12 protein-coding genes are annotated in these 17,117 nt (G+C 49.4%); 8 read left to right on the top strand and 4 right to left on the bottom strand.

Going from position 1 to position 17,117, the window contains the following annotated elements:
* Nucleotides 1-7 precede the first annotated feature (7 nt).
* The gene (locus tag BUQ98_RS05750; RefSeq protein ID WP_074212906.1) at nt 8-751 is read right to left on the bottom strand and encodes a YciK family oxidoreductase; all 744 of its coding nucleotides are present in this window, start codon (nt 749-751) and stop codon (nt 8-10) included.
* Between the two features lie 125 nt (nt 752-876).
* Here BUQ98_RS05750 and sohB point away from each other — a divergent pair, with 125 nt between their 5' ends.
* From sohB to BUQ98_RS05735, 3 genes are all read left to right on the top strand, one after another.
* On the top strand, nt 877-1,929 hold the full coding sequence (sohB, locus tag BUQ98_RS05745; protein WP_074212905.1) for a protease SohB: 1,053 nt from the start codon (nt 877-879) through the stop codon (nt 1,927-1,929).
* 399 nt (nt 1,930-2,328) lie between these two features.
* Nucleotides 2,329-4,959: a type I DNA topoisomerase gene (gene topA / locus BUQ98_RS05740; protein ID WP_074212904.1), complete on the top strand. Its 2,631-nt coding sequence runs from the start codon at nt 2,329-2,331 to the stop codon at nt 4,957-4,959.
* A gap of 142 nt (nt 4,960-5,101) precedes the next feature.
* A complete protein-coding gene (locus BUQ98_RS05735; protein WP_074212903.1) occupies nt 5,102-6,025 on the top strand; it encodes a tRNA modification radical SAM protein MnmL/YtqA in 924 nt (307 codons plus the stop codon).
* On the opposite strand, the gene BUQ98_RS05730 is transcribed toward BUQ98_RS05735, so the two are convergent.
* The gene (locus BUQ98_RS05730; RefSeq protein ID WP_074212902.1) at nt 6,012-9,140 is read right to left on the bottom strand and encodes an efflux RND transporter permease subunit; all 3,129 of its coding nucleotides are present in this window, start codon (nt 9,138-9,140) and stop codon (nt 6,012-6,014) included. The two genes, BUQ98_RS05735 and BUQ98_RS05730, sit on opposite strands and share 14 nt — an antisense overlap.
* The gene (locus BUQ98_RS05725) at nt 9,133-10,278 is read right to left on the bottom strand and encodes an efflux RND transporter periplasmic adaptor subunit (RefSeq protein WP_074212901.1); all 1,146 of its coding nucleotides are present in this window, start codon (nt 10,276-10,278) and stop codon (nt 9,133-9,135) included. Before BUQ98_RS05725 ends, BUQ98_RS05730 begins: the two co-directional genes overlap by 8 nt.
* Before the next feature lie 807 nt (nt 10,279-11,085).
* Between BUQ98_RS05725 and BUQ98_RS05720 the strand changes: the two genes are divergently transcribed.
* Nucleotides 11,086-12,099: a porin gene (locus tag BUQ98_RS05720; RefSeq protein ID WP_074212900.1), complete on the top strand. Its 1,014-nt coding sequence runs from the start codon at nt 11,086-11,088 to the stop codon at nt 12,097-12,099.
* 71 nt (nt 12,100-12,170) lie between these two features.
* Nucleotides 12,171-12,989: a DUF2057 domain-containing protein gene (locus BUQ98_RS05715; RefSeq protein ID WP_074212899.1), complete on the top strand. Its 819-nt coding sequence runs from the start codon at nt 12,171-12,173 to the stop codon at nt 12,987-12,989.
* A gap of 7 nt (nt 12,990-12,996) precedes the next feature.
* On the opposite strand, the gene BUQ98_RS05710 is transcribed toward BUQ98_RS05715, so the two are convergent.
* Complete coding sequence (locus BUQ98_RS05710; protein ID WP_074212898.1) at nt 12,997-14,409, bottom strand: aminotransferase-like domain-containing protein; 1,413 nt, start codon at nt 14,407-14,409, stop codon at nt 12,997-12,999.
* Nucleotides 14,410-14,559: 150 nt separating this feature from the next.
* Here BUQ98_RS05710 and BUQ98_RS05705 point away from each other — a divergent pair, with 150 nt between their 5' ends.
* Genes BUQ98_RS05705 through BUQ98_RS05695 form a run of 3 tightly spaced genes read left to right on the top strand, consistent with a single transcriptional unit; the run spans nt 14,560 to nt 17,069 of the window.
* Nucleotides 14,560-15,924 (top strand): cytochrome ubiquinol oxidase subunit I, encoded by a 1,365-nt coding sequence (locus BUQ98_RS05705; protein WP_074212897.1) that lies wholly within the window; start codon nt 14,560-14,562, stop codon nt 15,922-15,924.
* Between the two features lie 9 nt (nt 15,925-15,933).
* A complete protein-coding gene (gene cydB / locus BUQ98_RS05700; protein ID WP_074212896.1) occupies nt 15,934-16,935 on the top strand; it encodes a cytochrome d ubiquinol oxidase subunit II in 1,002 nt (333 codons plus the stop codon).
* Nucleotides 16,935-17,069: a DUF2474 domain-containing protein gene (locus BUQ98_RS05695; protein ID WP_074212895.1), complete on the top strand. Its 135-nt coding sequence runs from the start codon at nt 16,935-16,937 to the stop codon at nt 17,067-17,069. The genes cydB and BUQ98_RS05695 overlap by 1 nt, the downstream gene beginning before the upstream one ends.
* Nucleotides 17,070-17,117 lie beyond the last annotated feature (48 nt).

Here is a 17,117-nt window from a genome sequence, read left to right as displayed (position 1 = left end):
TTTTTATTTACCGTTTTGGCTGCGCATCAATGCATTGGCCATGCACTTCAACGCCTTCCGGTGCCATCAGGTAAATATAGAGTGGAATAATATCGAGTGGGGTTTTCAATGTATCTGGATCCTCGCCAGGGAAGGCGCTGGCACGCATGCTGGTGCGGGTGCCGCCTGGATTGATGGCATTGACGCGTACCTTGGTATCGGACATTTCATCGGCCAACACCTGCATCATCCCCTCGGTAGCGAATTTAGAAATCGCATAGCTGCCCCAGTAAGCGCGGCCCTGATGACCCACGGTGGACGTGGTAAACACTACGCGCGCATCATCAGACTTTTTCAGCAGTGGCAGCAAGGCTTGTGTCATCAGCATGGTGGCTTTGACATTCACTTGCATCACATCGTCATGAGATTTTTCATCGATTTGATCGAAGGGGCTGAGCACACCCAATAGGCCGGCATTATGCAGCACACCGTCTAAGCGGCCAAACTGCTGCTCGATGGTATCTGCCATATCGAGATAGTGCTGGCGTGTCGCCCCCAGCATGTCTAATGGAATAATGGCAGGCTGTGGTGCGCCCATGGACGATATTTCATCGTACACAGCTTCAAGCTTTTTCACGGTGCGACCGAGCAAAATTACTGTCGCGCCTTTTTCGGCATAGCTCAGTGCGGCTTGACGACCAATACCAGCGCCCGCGCCAGTGACCAAAATTACGCGCCCTTGAAGCGCGTCGGAGGTTACTTGATAGTCCACAGTACAAATCCTTATTTATTGTTAAACGTAGATTATTGTAAGGTTGCGGGTAATGTGTGACAACCAAGTGCGTGATGCACTGGGCTGAGGCATTGCAAACTCAGAGATAAAAAGAGGATACAACATTGGAATTCATCGCGGATTATGGGCTTTTTTTGGCAAAAGTCGTCACCTTTTTAATGGCGGCGGTCGTGTTAGTGGCGCTTGTACGCGCCGCTAATGACAAAGGTGGGCAAAAAGGGAGCCTTAAACTCACTGACCTAACTGATAGTTTTAAAACCTACCGTCAGTCGCTGGAACATCACCTTTACAACGAGTCATCGTTAAAAGTGCGCGATAAAGAAGAAAAAAAGGCGAAAAAGAAAGAAGAAAAGGCGCAAAAGGCTGCAGCGAAAAAACAAACCGAGGCACCGACTCAGCGCGATCCGCAGCTTTTTGTTCTGACGTTCAAGGGCAGTATTGATGCACGAGAAGTCGAGGCGTTACGTGAGGAAGTGACTGCCATTTTATCGGTAGCGACCGATCAGGATGAGGTGTTAGTCAAACTGGAAAGTGGCGGCGGCATGGTGCATGGCTATGGGTTGGCTGCCTCTCAACTGGCACGCGTTCGCAAAGCCGGTGTACCGCTAACTGTCGCCGTTGACAAGGTGGCGGCGAGTGGTGGCTATATGATGGCGTGTGTGGCTGACAAACTGATTGCAGCGCCTTTCGCGATCATTGGCTCGATTGGTGTGATTGCCCAGCTCCCTAATTTTAATAAGTTACTCAAGAAAAACGATATCGAGTTTGAGCAGCTGACGGCAGGGGAGTTCAAACGTACTCTAACCATGTTTGGTGAGAATACCGACAAAGCGCGTGAAAAATTCAAAACCGAGCTGGAAGAAACGCATGGTTTATTTAAAGGATTTATTACTGAGCATCGGCCATCATTGAATGTTGACGAAGTGGCGACTGGTGAACACTGGTTCGGAAATCAAGCGCTTGGACTCGGTCTAATTGATGAAGTTTGTACCAGTGATGAGTATCTTTTTGAAGCGGCCAATAACGACCGTAAAGTGCTATCCGTCAGCTATCAGCAGCGAAAGAATATCGCTGAAAAGTTAGCGGGGGCCTCAGCCGAGGTCGCCGATCGTGTGCTGCTTAAGTGGATTAGCCGTGGCCAGCGTCCGCTGGTTTAAGCAACGATGCATGCTTTGCACGTGAAATAATGTATCGCCGCGCTTTTCGCTGGTAGACGTTTGGCTTGGCAAAATCGCCCCATGATTCGATAAATACGAAGAATAGTGTGAGCCAAGCCAAAAATTACCGTATCCACATAGCCATTTTACAGGTGGCAATGGTAATGATTAGCGCGCTTTTTGCCGAAAAGTGGCATAGCGAACAACAGATACACTACCATCACAACTGATTAACAATTGTGGAAGGTACGAGCAATCAGCGTGTTTTACTGCGAATTTAGTTGATATTCGGCTAGACTCGCTCAATATTGTAAAGCAGATAGCGGCATTCCAATGTGTAGGAGTGTAACGCAACGAATTTTCGACAGTTTTAGCGCAAAGGGCGTCAATTAGGTCATTATGGGCAAATCTCTCGTCATCGTGGAGTCCCCAGCAAAGGCGAAAACGATTAACAAATACCTCGGCAAAGACTTCATTGTGAAGTCGAGTGTCGGGCATGTTCGTGACTTGCCAACTGGAGCGACGCAAGGCGGTAAAAAAGCCGCACCTGTGTCCACGAAAGGGCTCAGCGCCGAAGAAAAAGCGCGAATTAAGAAAGAAAAAGAAAAGAAGGCACTCATCAATAAGATGGGCGTTGACCCTTACAATGGTTGGCAGGCAAAGTACCAAGTCCTGCCCGGTAAGGAAAAAGTCGTTGCTGAATTAAAATCATTGGCCGAACAAGCTGACAACGTCTACCTCGCAACGGATTTGGACCGTGAAGGGGAAGCCATCGCCTGGCACCTGCGAGAACTGATCGGTGGTGAGCACGATCGTTTCAAACGTGTGGTATTTAACGAAATCACAAAAAATGCCATCACCCAGGCGTTTGAGGCGCCAGGTGACGTTAATATCGATGGTGTTAACGCACAGCAAGCAAGGCGTTTTCTCGACCGTGTGGTCGGTTTTATGGTCTCGCCATTGCTTTGGAAAAAAGTCGCACGTGGCTTATCGGCCGGTCGTGTTCAGTCTGTTGCGGTTAAGCTGCTGGTCGAGCGTGAGCATCAGATCAAAGCATTTATACCCGAAGAGTTTTGGGACGTGCATGCCGATACGCTGACGCCGAAAGAACAAGCACTGCGTTTGCTGGTGGCGCAACAAAATGGCAAGCCCTTTAAGCCGAAGCACAATGATGAGGCTATGGCTGCGGTCTCAGCGTTAGAAAACGCGAGCTATGTGGTGCGTGATCGTGAAGATCGCCCATCAAGCAGTAAACCGTCAGCGCCATACATCACATCAACGCTTCAACAGGCTGCGAGTACACGTCTCGGCTTTGGGGTGAAGAAAACCATGATGTTGGCTCAGCGTCTTTATGAGGCGGGTTATATCACCTATATGCGTACCGACTCGACTAACCTTAGTAAAGAGGCGGTCGAAGCGGCTCGTGGCCACATTGCCAGCGAATACGGTGAGAAGTACTTACCTGAGTCGGCGAACGTGTATGGCGCCAAAGCCAATGCACAAGAGGCGCACGAAGCGATCCGTCCTTCTGATGTGGGTGTGAGTGCCAACGACCTGCAAGGCATGGATCCAGATGCCCACCGGCTGTACGACTTGATTTGGCGCCAATTTGTGGCCTGCCAAATGGTCCCCGCGAAATATGATTCCACCACGCTGACAGTAGGGGCGGGTGAATTTACCTTAAAAGCCAAAGGGCGTATCTTACGTTTTGACGGTTGGACTCGTGTACAGCGTCCATCAGGTAAAAATGAGGATCAAATCCTCCCTGCCGTTGAGGTGGGTCAGTCACTGACATTGGACAAACTCGATCCTAAACAACACTTTACTAAGCCACCGGCGCGTTACACCGAAGCTGCTTTGGTCAAAGAGTTGGAAAAAGCGGGTATTGGTCGCCCTTCAACCTATGCGTCGATCATTTCCACCATTCAAGACCGTGGCTATGTACGGGTTGAAAACCGTCGTTTTTACGCAGAGAAAATGGGCGAGATCGTCAGTGATCGCCTGACTCAAAGCTTTGCAGACTTGATGGATTACGACTTCACCGCCCGCATGGAAGCCTCTCTGGATAAAATTGCAGAAGGCCAAGCCGATTGGAAAGCGGTGCTTGATGATTTCTTTGCGGATTTCACCGCTGAGTTAGGCCAAGCTGAGCAGGATGAAGACGAAGGTGGAATGAAGCCCAACAACATGGTGATGACAGATATCGACTGTCCAACCTGTGGGCGTAAAATGGGGATTCGTACCGCATCGACTGGCGTGTTCCTCGGTTGTTCGGGCTACGCATTACCTCCGAAAGAGCGGTGTAAAACCACCATCAACTTGATGGACGAAGATGGTATTGTCAATGTGCTCGAAGAGGACGTTGAAACCGCTGATCTTCGGGCGATGAAGCGTTGTCCGATTTGTGAAACGGCAATGGACTCTTACCTCATTGATCAGCATCGCAAGTTACACGTGTGTGGTAATAACCCGAGCTGCGAAGGCTATGTGGTTGAAAAAGGGGAGTTCAAACCCAAAGGCTACGATGGGCCTGTGGTAGAGTGCGACAAATGTGGTAGCGACATGGTGCTGAAAAATGGCCGTTTCGGTAAATACATGGGTTGCACCAACGAGGAATGTAAGAACACGCGTAAGATCCTGAAAAATGGTGATATCGCGCCACCGAAGGAGGATCCGGTGCATTTCCCCGAGCTGCCATGTGAAAACTCGGATGCCTATTTCGTGTTACGTGATGGTGCCTCAGGTCTGTTTATGGCCGCGAGTAATTTTCCGAAATCTCGTGAAACACGTGCACCGCTAGTGGAAGAGTTACATCGCTTTAAAGATCGTATCTCCGAGAAGTTCCATTATCTCGCCGATGCGCCGCAGGAAGATCCCGATGGGCGTCCTACTGTGGTTCGTTTTGCGCGTAAAACCAAAGAAAACTACGTGCGTAGCGAAGAAGACGGAAAGCCCTCCGGCTGGTCAGCATTCTTTGTTGACGGTCGGTGGGAAGCCACTGACAAGCGTAAGAAGAAAGCCAAGGCCTAATTGGCTCAAGCTTCTGCTACACAAACCCGCCATGACGGCGGGTTTGTTGTTTTAGAACAAGCTGACTCTTGCTTGATCCGCACCAATGTCTCTTCGACACCAATTGTTAAGATCCCGCCTTTGTTTTCATCTCAGAGGCCTTATGGAGCTGCATCAACTGGTCAATACACTTGGCCAAGACCTAAAACACCGTTATGGAGAACGTGTCCATAAGCTCACTTTACATGGCGGTTTTAGTTGCCCTAATCGTGATGGCACACTCGGTCGAGGCGGTTGCACGTTTTGTAATGTGGCTTCGTTTGCCGATGAACAGGCGCAGTATGGCTCGGTAGAGCAGCAATTACAGCAACGTGCCAAAGAAGTGGATCGTGCACGACGCTATCTTGCGTATTTTCAGGCTTATACCAGTACCTACGACGAGGTTACTCGTTTAAAAGCTTTGTATGAGCAAGCACTGGCGCGTGAACACATGGTGGGATTGTGTGTTGGCACGCGGCCAGATTGTGTGCCGCCTGCCGTCCTCGAGCTCCTCGCTGACTATTACCAGCAAGGTTTTGAAGTGTGGTTAGAACTTGGTTTACAAACGGGTCATGACAAGACGTTGAAACGCATTAATCGCGGTCATGATGTGGCGGTGTACGAACGTGTTACCCAACATGCGCGTGCACTGGGCATTAAAGTATGCACGCATTTGATTGTTGGTTTGCCCGGAGAAGGCATCACCGATCATCAAACAACGATTGACCGGGTCGTGAGCACAGGTACCGATGGGATTAAACTGCACCCGCTACATATTGTCGAGGGTAGTACCATGGCGAAAGCGTGGCGTGCAGGGCGTCAAGACGCGATTACGTTAGAAGACTACGTCGACAGCGCCAGCATGATGATCCAGCGAACGCCTCCTGAGGTGGTGTATCATCGCGTGTCTGCGAGTGCACGTCCACCGACGTTACTGGCGCCTTCATGGTGCGAGAACCGCTGGTTAGCGATGACTGCCATTGCTAACCAGCTGGACAAGCACGGCGCACAAGGCGCTGCGCTCGGCACCTCTTTTATCGCGCGTTAGGCTCTGACTGTGATGAGGAAACGCCGGGAGTGAGCCGGCGCAGCAGCTGTCCAATATCTTGCAGCATCAGATACAAACACGGCACCAGAAACAGCGTTAGCAAGGTGGCAAATATCACCGCAAAGCCAAGCGCGACGGCCATTGGGATCACAAACCTTGCTTGCAGGCTGGTTTCAAACATGATGGGCAACACGCCCGCAAAGGTGGTGATAGACGTCAGTGTGATTGCCCGAAAACGGGCACAGCCTGCGTCGATCACTGCTTTTTTGATCGCAACCCCCGCGTTACGCGCTCGATTAATATAGTCAGTCATCACCAGCGCATCGTTGACCACCACGCCCGCAGCGGCAATCAAACCAAAGGTCGACATCATACTTAAATCAATATCAAACCAATAATGTCCCCAAATAGCACCCGTCAAGCTAAAAGGGATCACCGACATGATAATCAGTGGTTGCGTATAGCTTTTTAAGGGCACGGCTAACAACGCATAGACCACAATCATCCCGGCAACAAAGAAAAGCTTTTGTTCATCTTGCTGTGCCTGTTGTTCTTCAATCGAACCACTGAGTTCACTGGTGATATCTGGATAATCGGCCAATACCTCAGGTATGACGGATTGTTGAATGGTCTCCACCACTTCATTGGGTTCCACTAACTCTTCATCAATCGCGCCATAAACATAAACGGTTCTAAATCCAGCCTCACGGCGTAGGCTACTCACACCGGGTTGTTGCTCCAGTTTGACCACATCGCCCAACATGACTTGTTGACCGGTTGGGGTGGTGATCACCGCATAACGCAGTGATGAAAATGCCTCTCGCGTTAATTTGGGGTAGCGCACCATGACTTTTATCTCTTCACCGTCACGGATTAGGCGCTGGGCTTCCCCGCCATAGAAGCTCCCTCCCACTTGTTGTGCAATAGTGGTGAGATCGAGTCCAAGATCATGAGCCACAGGCGTGAGGGAAATGAGCACTTCCTGACTGCCAGAATCGATGGAAGAGGATATATCGAAAAGGCCCGCTTGCTGGTTAAGGCGCGACATTAAAGCACGTCCGGCCGCATTGAGTGTATCGATATTGGGCCCAAAGAGGAGAAAGCCAAACTCATCACCTTGCCCTCCACCATTCACATCATCTTGAATAGTGAGTTTTTTAACGCCTGGGATCTCTGGCATCGCCTCACGCCAGCGCCGTGATAATTCGAAGGTGGTAAAGGGGCGCAATGTATCATCCACTAAGGGGATCACCAGTTGTCCCGAGGTTCGCCCTTCATTAAATACGAGGGTGTCTTGAACCATGGCCTGGCCCGTCTCGGCTTCTGTGGCGTTATCGACCCGGTAGACCATGCCTTCAATGGCTTTGAGTGCGGCAATGGTTTGCTCACTCGAGGCGTTATTGTTCATCTCAAGGCGAATATTGGGAAAATCATGTGGGACTTTGGGCGTCGGTACCATACGCACGTGGCTGGCAACCACCAATGAAATACTGATAGCTAATAAGGCAACAAACAATGCGAAAGCCGACCAACGCCAATGTACCGCGAAGGTGACGGCGCGGCGGTATGGTCCATTCACAAAGCGATGGAATTGCCGATTAAAGCGTTGGCGGAAGCTGTTTGGTTTAGGAGTAGAAAAGTGGGTATGTGCCAAGTGAGCGGGCAAAATTAGTTTGGATTCTATCAAGCTAAAAATAAGGCACAAAATCACGATTGACGCGATACCAAAGAAGAAGGCACGCTCAGGGCCGCTCGACATAATAAAAGGTGCAAAGACGGCAATGGTGGTGAGTACGCCAAAAGTGGCAGGGGTGGCAACACGCTGCGCGCCTACGATAACATTATGAATGCCACCGCCTTTGTGCTCGACTTCGGTATAGACACTTTCGCCGATCACGATGGCGTCATCGACGACGATACCCAGTACCATAATAAACGCAAACAGTGAGACGATGTTGATGCTGACCCCAATCACCGGCATTAGCATGACGGCGCCAAGAAAACACACGGGCAAACCGATAAGCACCCAGAGAGCAAGTTTAAAGCGCAAAAACAATGTCAGCAGTAACGCAACCAGTACCGCCCCTTGTAATAAGTTCTTTAGCATCATATCAAGGCGGGCATTGAGGTAGTGTGTCATGTCTACTACCGATTTGAGTGCCAGCCCTGAGGGTAACGCTGCGTTCTTTTCATTGATATAACCTTTGACAGCGTCGGCCACCGTGACCATGTTTTCGCTGGCAGTGGCGTTAACAGAGAGAAAAATCGCGTTTTGCCCTGAGTATTTAAAATAGCGTTCGCCCTCCGTAAAGCCATCTTTAATGGTGGCGATATCCTGCAACAACAACCGGCTGCCGTTGGGGCCTATTTTTATTGGGATTTGGCGAAACTCGTTACCACGATAGCGCTGATTTTCTACGCGAATTGCAATCATACCGCTATCGGTGCGTACTTCACCGGCTGAGAAGTTGGCGGAATAGCGGGCAATGGCGTCACTCACTTGATTGAGTGTGAGGTTATACTTACGCAGAATACGGGGCGCCACCTCGATGGCAATTTCGTAGGTGGGCGCACTGAGCTCCACCAAGGTGACATCCTTGAGCTGGAGGAGTTCGTCTTCAATATCCTGCGCGGCGCGTTTGAGCTCAGTCAGTGGCTTATTGCCTACTACTGCCATTTGAATGACGGATTGGCGAAATTCCACTTGTGCGACGTTAAGCGGCTCCATCGAGGCGGGGAGGTTTGAAAGAGCGTCGACCTCCTGTTTGACGCGGTCAAGCACAAGGTTGAGGTCTTCTCCAACATCCACTTCTATTTCAACGCGCCCAAAGCCGCGACGGGCCGTTGAAACCACTGATTCGATCCCGGTGACATCTTTAATAGCCTCTTCTACTTTTACCAAGATGCTCTCTTCCACTTCTTGGGGGGAAGCGCCAGGATAGTCAGCGGTAATATGGATGTAGTTAATCTCGATGTTAGGGAACATCTGTCGCTGAATGAAAAAATAACTGGCGACCCCCATGACCAGAACAAATACCATTATTAGGTTTGCAGCGACCGGATTGTGGGCAAAATAGGCAATGAGTCCACGCGATGGTGCGTCAGCATTATTCATTTTCACCCTCCGGCGATACCTGTGATGCGACGCGCACTGTCATCCCAGGCTCAGGGAATTCAGGCGGGGTAGTCACCACTTGATCATTGGCGTTTAAGCCTTGATCAGTGTAAATATATTGGCCTTCCGTTCTTACTACGCGCAGCGTACGCGGGGTGAGCTTGCCTGTGTGATCGACCACCCAAACCTGGCGGTTGTTCATCAAGGATTGCGGAAGCTTGAAGACATTCTCCAACGTCGACCCTTTGAAAGTCGCCTCGATATAACTGCCAAAGGGAAGGGCAGGTTTAGCTGACTGGATACCATAAGGGTCATCAAGGTGCACTACCACCCGCATCATGCGGGTGCTTTGCTCCACAATGCCTAAGTCGCGCACTAGGGTCGCTTGGCGCTGAATTGGCTCGCTGCCGTTACGAACAAGCTGAACCTCGATGCCTGTCAGTGGCTTGGGGAGAAAGAGCGTGTCGAAGCCAGCAATCGGCAAATGCACTTCCGCCGCTTCGATGCTATTGAGTACACCCACCGGGCTTCCTGCGTTGATGTACTGCCCAACCCCGACGTCTCGCGACACGACGAGCGCATCGTAAGGGGCGGTCACTTGGCAGTTTTCTAAGTCGCGTTGTGCGCGCTTTAACGCCGCTTGTGCCGATTTTACGCGGGCTTTTGCACTGAGTACTTGTGGCTTGCGTAAGTAGAGATCGGTGACTTGTGAGGATGGAAGGCTTTTGGCCTGACGTTGTGCCACTGCCGCCTGGGCTTGTTCTTCTATCAAGGACGCTTTTGCACTGGCAAGGTCGGCTTCGGCACTCAGTACCGCGGCTTGATAGTTATCAGGCTCGATTGAAAACAGCACATCACCACGTTTAACAATGCCGCCAGCAACGAAATTTGGATGCCATGCGACCACTTCACCGGACACTTGGGCAGAAAGCTGTGTGGCCTCTACAGGGATGACTTCACCGTGACCTCGCATGATCACCTGGTGTTGTATGGGTTTAACCACTTTCGTTTCAACAATAGGAGGGGGTGGGGTCGCGTCGTTCTCTTGGGGAGCGGGCGGTGTCGTCGCGATAGCGGTATAACCTAGGTAGCCAAGACCAAGAATAATGAGGGGTAAAAACCAACGTAGTCCTTTCATTGATGACGGGATCCTTTTCGTCATTTTACTGTGATGTGTTGCTCTGTAGTGATGTGCTTAACGTTTCATTGACTAATCTATCACGCAAAGATACTGATTTGATGACAGGCTCGCCTAACTTTTGATGAGTATCAGTTTTTCTATAACGGCGAGTACGGCTCAATATGCAACAGCGATCGTTGTGCGGTGATGCAAAAAGCCCTCAATCGCGAGACAAGGCTTTGTCGCGGGGGAATACCGATGACGTAAACACAGTTGTAGTCGTGGTTATTTTTCATAATAAAATTACATAACTCCTAAATTCCATGCATTTTTTTGCCGTTTTTGACGATAATAAAATTTATTTTACGTAAAAAAATACCCTCCTCTATCCATTTTTTTCTCGTTAATTTTGTAAGAAAAATAAGATTGGCGGCTTTTGCCGTTTTTGACGTGATTTTCTATCCATGTTTTATGATGTTTATTTCATATTATTTGTATGAAAGTACTTGCCTGCGGGTACTGTGACTTTTGGGTTTTTATTTAAGGTGTTGTTTTTAAGGGATTTTGTTTTTTGGTGGATAAGATCTATGTCATAAAACGGTCAAAAACATGCTCTAGTTCATATTATTCGCAATAAAAATTAAGTCTCTATTGATATTTTTTATCGCGCAATTAGTCTGGAGGCGTGGTTACACGAAATGTGTAAGCAGCGGGGGTGAAAACATGAAGATAAAAGCCTTCAGTTTTCGAATCGGTTTTGTTCTCGATAAAATTTAATAACCCAACGAGTCAAAGCCAACATCTTGCAAGCAGCAGGAGTATTTCATGAATAAGTTTTTTAAACGTACACTTTTAGGCACACTGGTTGCTATTGGCTCAACAGGCGCAATGGCTGCTGATCATGAGAATGTGGTTGGCGTATTGAGCGATTACAATGTTGACCTTTATGGTGTTGCGGCAATATCCGCTTTTTATCAAGAGGATAACAACGGTTACGATTACGAAAATGAGTCACGAATTGGGTTCCGGGCGGGAAAAGACTTTAATGAAGATGTTTATATCTTTATGCAAATTGAGTCAGGTTACGTTGGCGAAGATGGTGATGGCTCCGCACTTGGCGAGCGAGATACCTTTATAGGTATGAAAGGCGATTGGGGCCAGGTACGTTTTGGTCGTATGCTCACGCCGTTGTATGAAGTGGTGGATTGGCCCTATTCAAACCCAGGGTTAGGCCGTGTCTTCGACTGGGGTGCGGACACTAAGTCGCATTATGATCGCAAAGGCGATATCGCGCGTTATGACTCACCAGACTTCGATGGTTTTAGTTTTGATGTGTCTGTTGGGCGTGGCGATAAAGATGTCAACGGCTCAAACCATTTTGGCGCTGCGGCACACTATACTGTGGCAGAAGCCTTTACGTTGCACGGCGGTTACGAATACAACTCGAACTACTCTGCTGATATTGATACTCAAGCTTATTTAGCTGGGGTTGAAATTCCACTACCAGGTGGATTTAAGGTGTCTGCCGCCTATAAATACAATGATGGTGTCTACAAAACAGATGGCGCCAACAAAGATACTGAGGCAGAGCAAGAACAAGTGTCAGTAGTTGGTGAATACTGGAGTGGCCCATGGGGTTATCGTCTTGGCTATGCAGCGAATGGTGACTCCGATCTTGATAATAATGCGAATGTTGATGACAGCGAATCAGTGATTGCGGGTCAATTAATGTATTCTCACAATGGTTTCTTACCGTATTTACGCGTTGGTCAACATGATGCCTATAACGCCGACGAGAAAAGTGCCTTTGCCCGTGTGGGGATTGAATACAACTTTTAGTCTGCAGCTTTGCCTTTCTATTTTTCGCCGGCCAGGAAGGCCGGCTTTTTTGCTTCCAATAAGGGTGGTTTATGAACACTTATTTACGCCTGATAATGCTCTCTAGTGGTTTACTCATGGTTGGTTGTACAAGCTACGATTCGTCTAGTCAGTTTGATGATGTGGTGAAATCAATCACAGAGCGACATAACTATGTACAAATCACAACGAAATCGATCACACCAGAGACGCAAGCCTTGGTAGGCGCTGATATTGTTAAAGCGGCTTCTCACTATGTGGGTCATTATTCTACCAGCGATGCGGGTAAGGCGGGCCAAGCGCCTTCAAAACTCATCACAGAAGTGTCTTTTTTCAAAAATTATCAAGAGTTTAATTCGGTCGCAATCAACGGGGAAACGATTGAACTGGAAAATATGCGTGTAACATCAGAGACGTGTACCGAACACTGTGTAACCACGCAATATGTCGCGTTCCCGTTTTCTCCTGAAACCGTGGCTAATTGGTCTGAACCACAAGTCCGGTTTGTCTTCAGTAACACCGGAGGCAGTAACCGTGTGCAGTTTTCGATCCCTAAAGCCTATTTTACCGCTGCCAATGAAGAAGCTGCTCGGGTAGTAGGACAAAGAATTAATCCGTCCGTGGTTGCTAGAGGTCCTGAAACAAGCGAAAAAGTGGCACAGCATCCCGAAGCGATGATTGATTATTGGTATCAAAAAGCCAATGAAAATGACCGTAACGTATTTGCCGATTGGGCGTTTGCCAATCGTGATGGCAGTGGCGCACTGCCAACCACCCAAAGTCAGCCTTTGCAGATGATGGGATATTGGTATCAGCAGGCGACCCCTACCTCGCGGAAAGCAATCCTTACTTGGTTACTTAATCAGTCTTAGCGTTTCATCAGCCTTGAATGTGCTGCGCAATCAAATTACACAAGGTGGCCAGCGCATTTTGATGTGCACGATCGAGCGGGTAAGAGGCATTCAACCGAAAACAATGCGCAAACTGTGCGTGTGTAGCAAACATATTGCCTGGCGCGATACTGATATGATGTCTGAGTGCAAGGTGGTACAACGCAGTGGTATTACTGCCTTTGGGCAAGGCTATCCATAAAAAGTATCCACCTTGGCTATTGACCACATCAACGCCTCGAGGCAAATGTGCCACCAGAAACTGATATGTCGCCTGTTTTCGTTCTGCGAGTGTGCGACGCAGCTGCTTTAGATGGTGCTCATAGTTTCGGTTATGTAGGTAATGTGCGACGGCAAGTTGAATGGGGACGCTGGTCGTCACTGTGCTCATCAGCTGCAGCTTTTGTAGTTTCTGGGCTTGATCGCCGGCCGCTACCCAACCGAGGCGAAAGGCATCGACCAAGGTTTTTGAAAAGGATGAGCAGTGCAGGACATGGCCGCTGTGATCGAACGCTTTAATGGGCTGCGGTTTGTGCTCGCCATCATAGAGCTCGCCGTAGACATCGTCCTCGATTAAGTACACTTGATAGCGATTGACGAGTTCGGCAAGACGTGCCTTTTTCTCGTCTGACAGCGAATATCCCAACGGATTTTGATGATTGCTCATCAACCAGCATGCGCGAATTGGGTGGGTTTGCAAGGCGCGTTCTAGCGCATCCAAGTCAATACCCTCCGTAGGGTGTGTTCTGATTGCCATCGCTTTGAGTCCGCGATTTTCAAGTGCTTGTAGCGCGCCGTAAAACGCGGGGCTTTCTACTGCGACCCAATCCCCAGGCTGAGTGACTGCGCGCAAGCTCAGGTTAAGTGCATCCAATCCGCCAGCGGTGATCACGATTTCATCGGGAGAAACGTGCATACCCTGCGCCGCATAGCGTTGGGCAATGAGGTGGCGCAGTTGAGCGTTGCCAGGTGGAAGATTGTCGACAACGCTATGAATCGACATAAAGCGGACCGCGGTGGTGAGGGAACGGTTCACTTGGTGACGAGGAGAGAGTAGGGGGTCCACATACGCATGGCCATAGCTTGCCATACCGGGGGAGCGGCTGGCTTGCAAGACATCAAAAATGTAGTCATTGATATCTACCGACTCAGCCGGATGGATGGCACTGTCTGACCCATTCTGGGTAAGCGCTGCATGAGGGGCGACTCGGTAGCCTGAACGTGGCTGAGAAACAATCCACCCTTGGCTTTCTAGTAGCTGGTAGGCTTGGAGCACGGTCATCATGCTCAGACCTGAATAGGCAGCCTGTTTTCTCAGTGATGGCAATTTTTCACCAACATGCCAAATGCCAGTCTGGATTTGTTGTTTGATCTGCTCACTAAGTCGCTGATACTTAGACACCTTTTCACCATAATGGTTGCTAGCTTGCTCAAACTATAACACTGTCATTGTACAACTGTTATAGATTAATCTCGCTCGTCTGTATATGGGCACATTGATAGTGGGCTTCTACCATGCGCGTTGGTCTAATTACTAAAGTGGACTTCACATATGTTTGGTCTTGATGCCTTTATGTTGGCCCGTATTCAATTCGCGTTTACGGTTTCTTTTCACATTATCTTTCCTGCGATTACGATCGGCCTTGCCTGCTACCTGGCTGTGCTTGAGGGGCTATGGCTTAAAACCCGTGAACAGGAATACAAAACCCTCTATCTTTTCTGGTCGAAAATTTTTGCGGTCAACTTCGGGATGGGCGTGGTGTCTGGGTTGGTGATGGCATACCAATTTGGGACCAACTGGAGTGGTTTTTCCGAGTTTGCGGGTAGTATTACCGGCCCGCTGCTGACTTATGAGGTACTCACCGCTTTCTTTTTGGAAGCCGGCTTTCTCGGCGTCATGCTATTTGGTTGGCAGCGTGTCGGTGATCGTTTGCACTTTTTCGCCACTTCCATGGTGGCGCTAGGCACCGTGATCTCTGCCTTTTGGATTTTGGCCTCTAACAGTTGGATGCACACCCCACAAGGGCATGAAGTGGTCAATGGTCAGGTCATCCCGGTTGATTGGTTTGCGGTGGTCTTTAATCCTTCTTTTCCGTATCGCTTGGCGCACATGGTGGTGGCGGCGTTTTTATCCAGTGCGTTATTTGTTGGCGCATCGGCGGCATGGCACCTGCTGAAAGGGCAGTGCAGCCCAGCAGTGAAGCGGATGTTTTCGATGTCGATGTGGATGCTGTTATTCACCGCGCCTATTCAAGCGTTTATTGGCGATTTGCATGGCCTGAACACCTTGGAATATCAACCCGCTAAAATTGCAGCGATGGAAGGGCATTGGGACAACAGCCATGGTGAGCCCACGCCGCTCATTTTGTTTGGTTTGCCAGATATGGAGGCTGAGACCACTCGCTATAAACTAGAGATCCCATATTTGGGCAGCCTGATCTTACGGCATAGTTTGACCAAGCAAATTCCTGCCCTAAACGAATTTCCTGCTGAAGATCGGCCCAATTCACCGGTAGTTTTCTGGGCGTTTCGTCTGATGGTGGGCTTAGGGCTGTTGATGATAACGCTTGGCATCATGGGCGCGTGGCAGCGCTATAAAGGGCGACTTTACGAACATCAGGGCTTGATCCGTTTTGCCTTTTACATGGGGCCCGCTGGCCTAATCGCCATCCTTGCCGGCTGGGTGACCACCGAAGTAGGGCGTCAACCTTGGGTGGTGCATGGCCTTTTACGCACCCAAGATGCGGTGTCCGCGCACGGTGATTTGCACATGAGCATTAGCTTGATCAGCTTCTTTGTTGTGTACGGTTTGGTTTTTGGGTTGGGGTATATCTATATGATCCATCAAATTAAATTAGGGCCAGATCAGCACGATGACACGCCGCATGAACCGTTAACTGTCTCTGGTCGTGTGTAAGGGGGAAATATGGATTTAGCAATGATTTGGTTTGGCATCATCGTGTTTGCCACCTTGATGTATATCGTGATGGACGGCTTTGACTTGGGGATCGGGATTCTAATGCCGTTTATCACTGAACGAGAAGAACGCGACTTAATGGTCAACAGTGTCGCGCCGGTGTGGGATGGCAATGAAACCTGGCTGGTCCTTGGTGGGGCGGCATTATTTGGTGCTTTCCCCTTGGCGTATGCCGTGATTGTCGATGCGTTGACGATCCCTCTCACCTTGATGTTGGTCGCGCTCATTTTTCGCGGTGTGGCGTTTGAATTCCGGTTCAAGGCACTACCCGGGCACCATGGCTTTTGGGATACCGCTTTTATGGCGGGATCTATTTTTGCCACTTTCTTTCAAGGGGTCACCGTGGGTGCGGTGATTGAAGGCTTCCCTGTAGAGGGACGCGCCTTTGCCGGTGGCGGGCTCGATTGGCTAGCTCCGTTCCCGATTTTCTGTGGTGTTGGGTTAGTCATTGCTTATGGTCTGTTGGGTGCCACCTGGCTCATCATGAAAACTGAGCACCAACTACAACTGCGTATGTATCATCTGAGCCGTCGATTAGTGGCGCTGATGGCATTATGCATCGCGATAGTGAGTGTTTGGACACCGTTGGCGTATCCAGGGATTGCAGACCGTTGGTTTAGTATGCCGAATCTTCTTGCGCTCTCACAGGTTCCTCTTTTTACCGCTTTATGTTTGTTGCGGTTATGGCGTGCCGGTCCTGAGCATGCCCATCACCGTCCTTTTTTAATGGCGCTGTGTATTACTTTACTCGGATTTATTGGCCTGGGAATTAGCATTTGGCCACATATTATCCCGCCCAGTATCACGATTTGGCAAGCAGCGTCACCGCCACAAAGCTTGCAGTTTATGTTAGTCGGCGCGGTGTTTATTATTCCTATTATTTTGATGTACACCTACTGGAGTTACCGTGTATTTAGCGGCAAAGTCAATCCTGATGAGGCTTATCACTAATGGCTGAAACCATAAAACCCACTTGGCAGCGCTGGCTTTGGTTAATAGGAATATGGATAGCCAGTGTGGCAGCGCTGGGAATGATCTCTTGGTTGTTTAGGGTTTTAATGCAAGGGGCTGGGTTCCAAAGTTAACTTGCACGAGGGATGAAACTTGGGCGCAAGAAGTGATGAGGCTCTCAA

Source organism: Salinivibrio sp. ES.052 (genome assembly GCF_900141775.1).
In the GTDB taxonomy this organism is placed as follows: domain Bacteria; phylum Pseudomonadota; class Gammaproteobacteria; order Enterobacterales; family Vibrionaceae; genus Salinivibrio.
The sequence above is the reverse complement of the archived record's forward strand: the minus strand, read 5'-3'. Positions and strand labels throughout refer to the sequence as shown.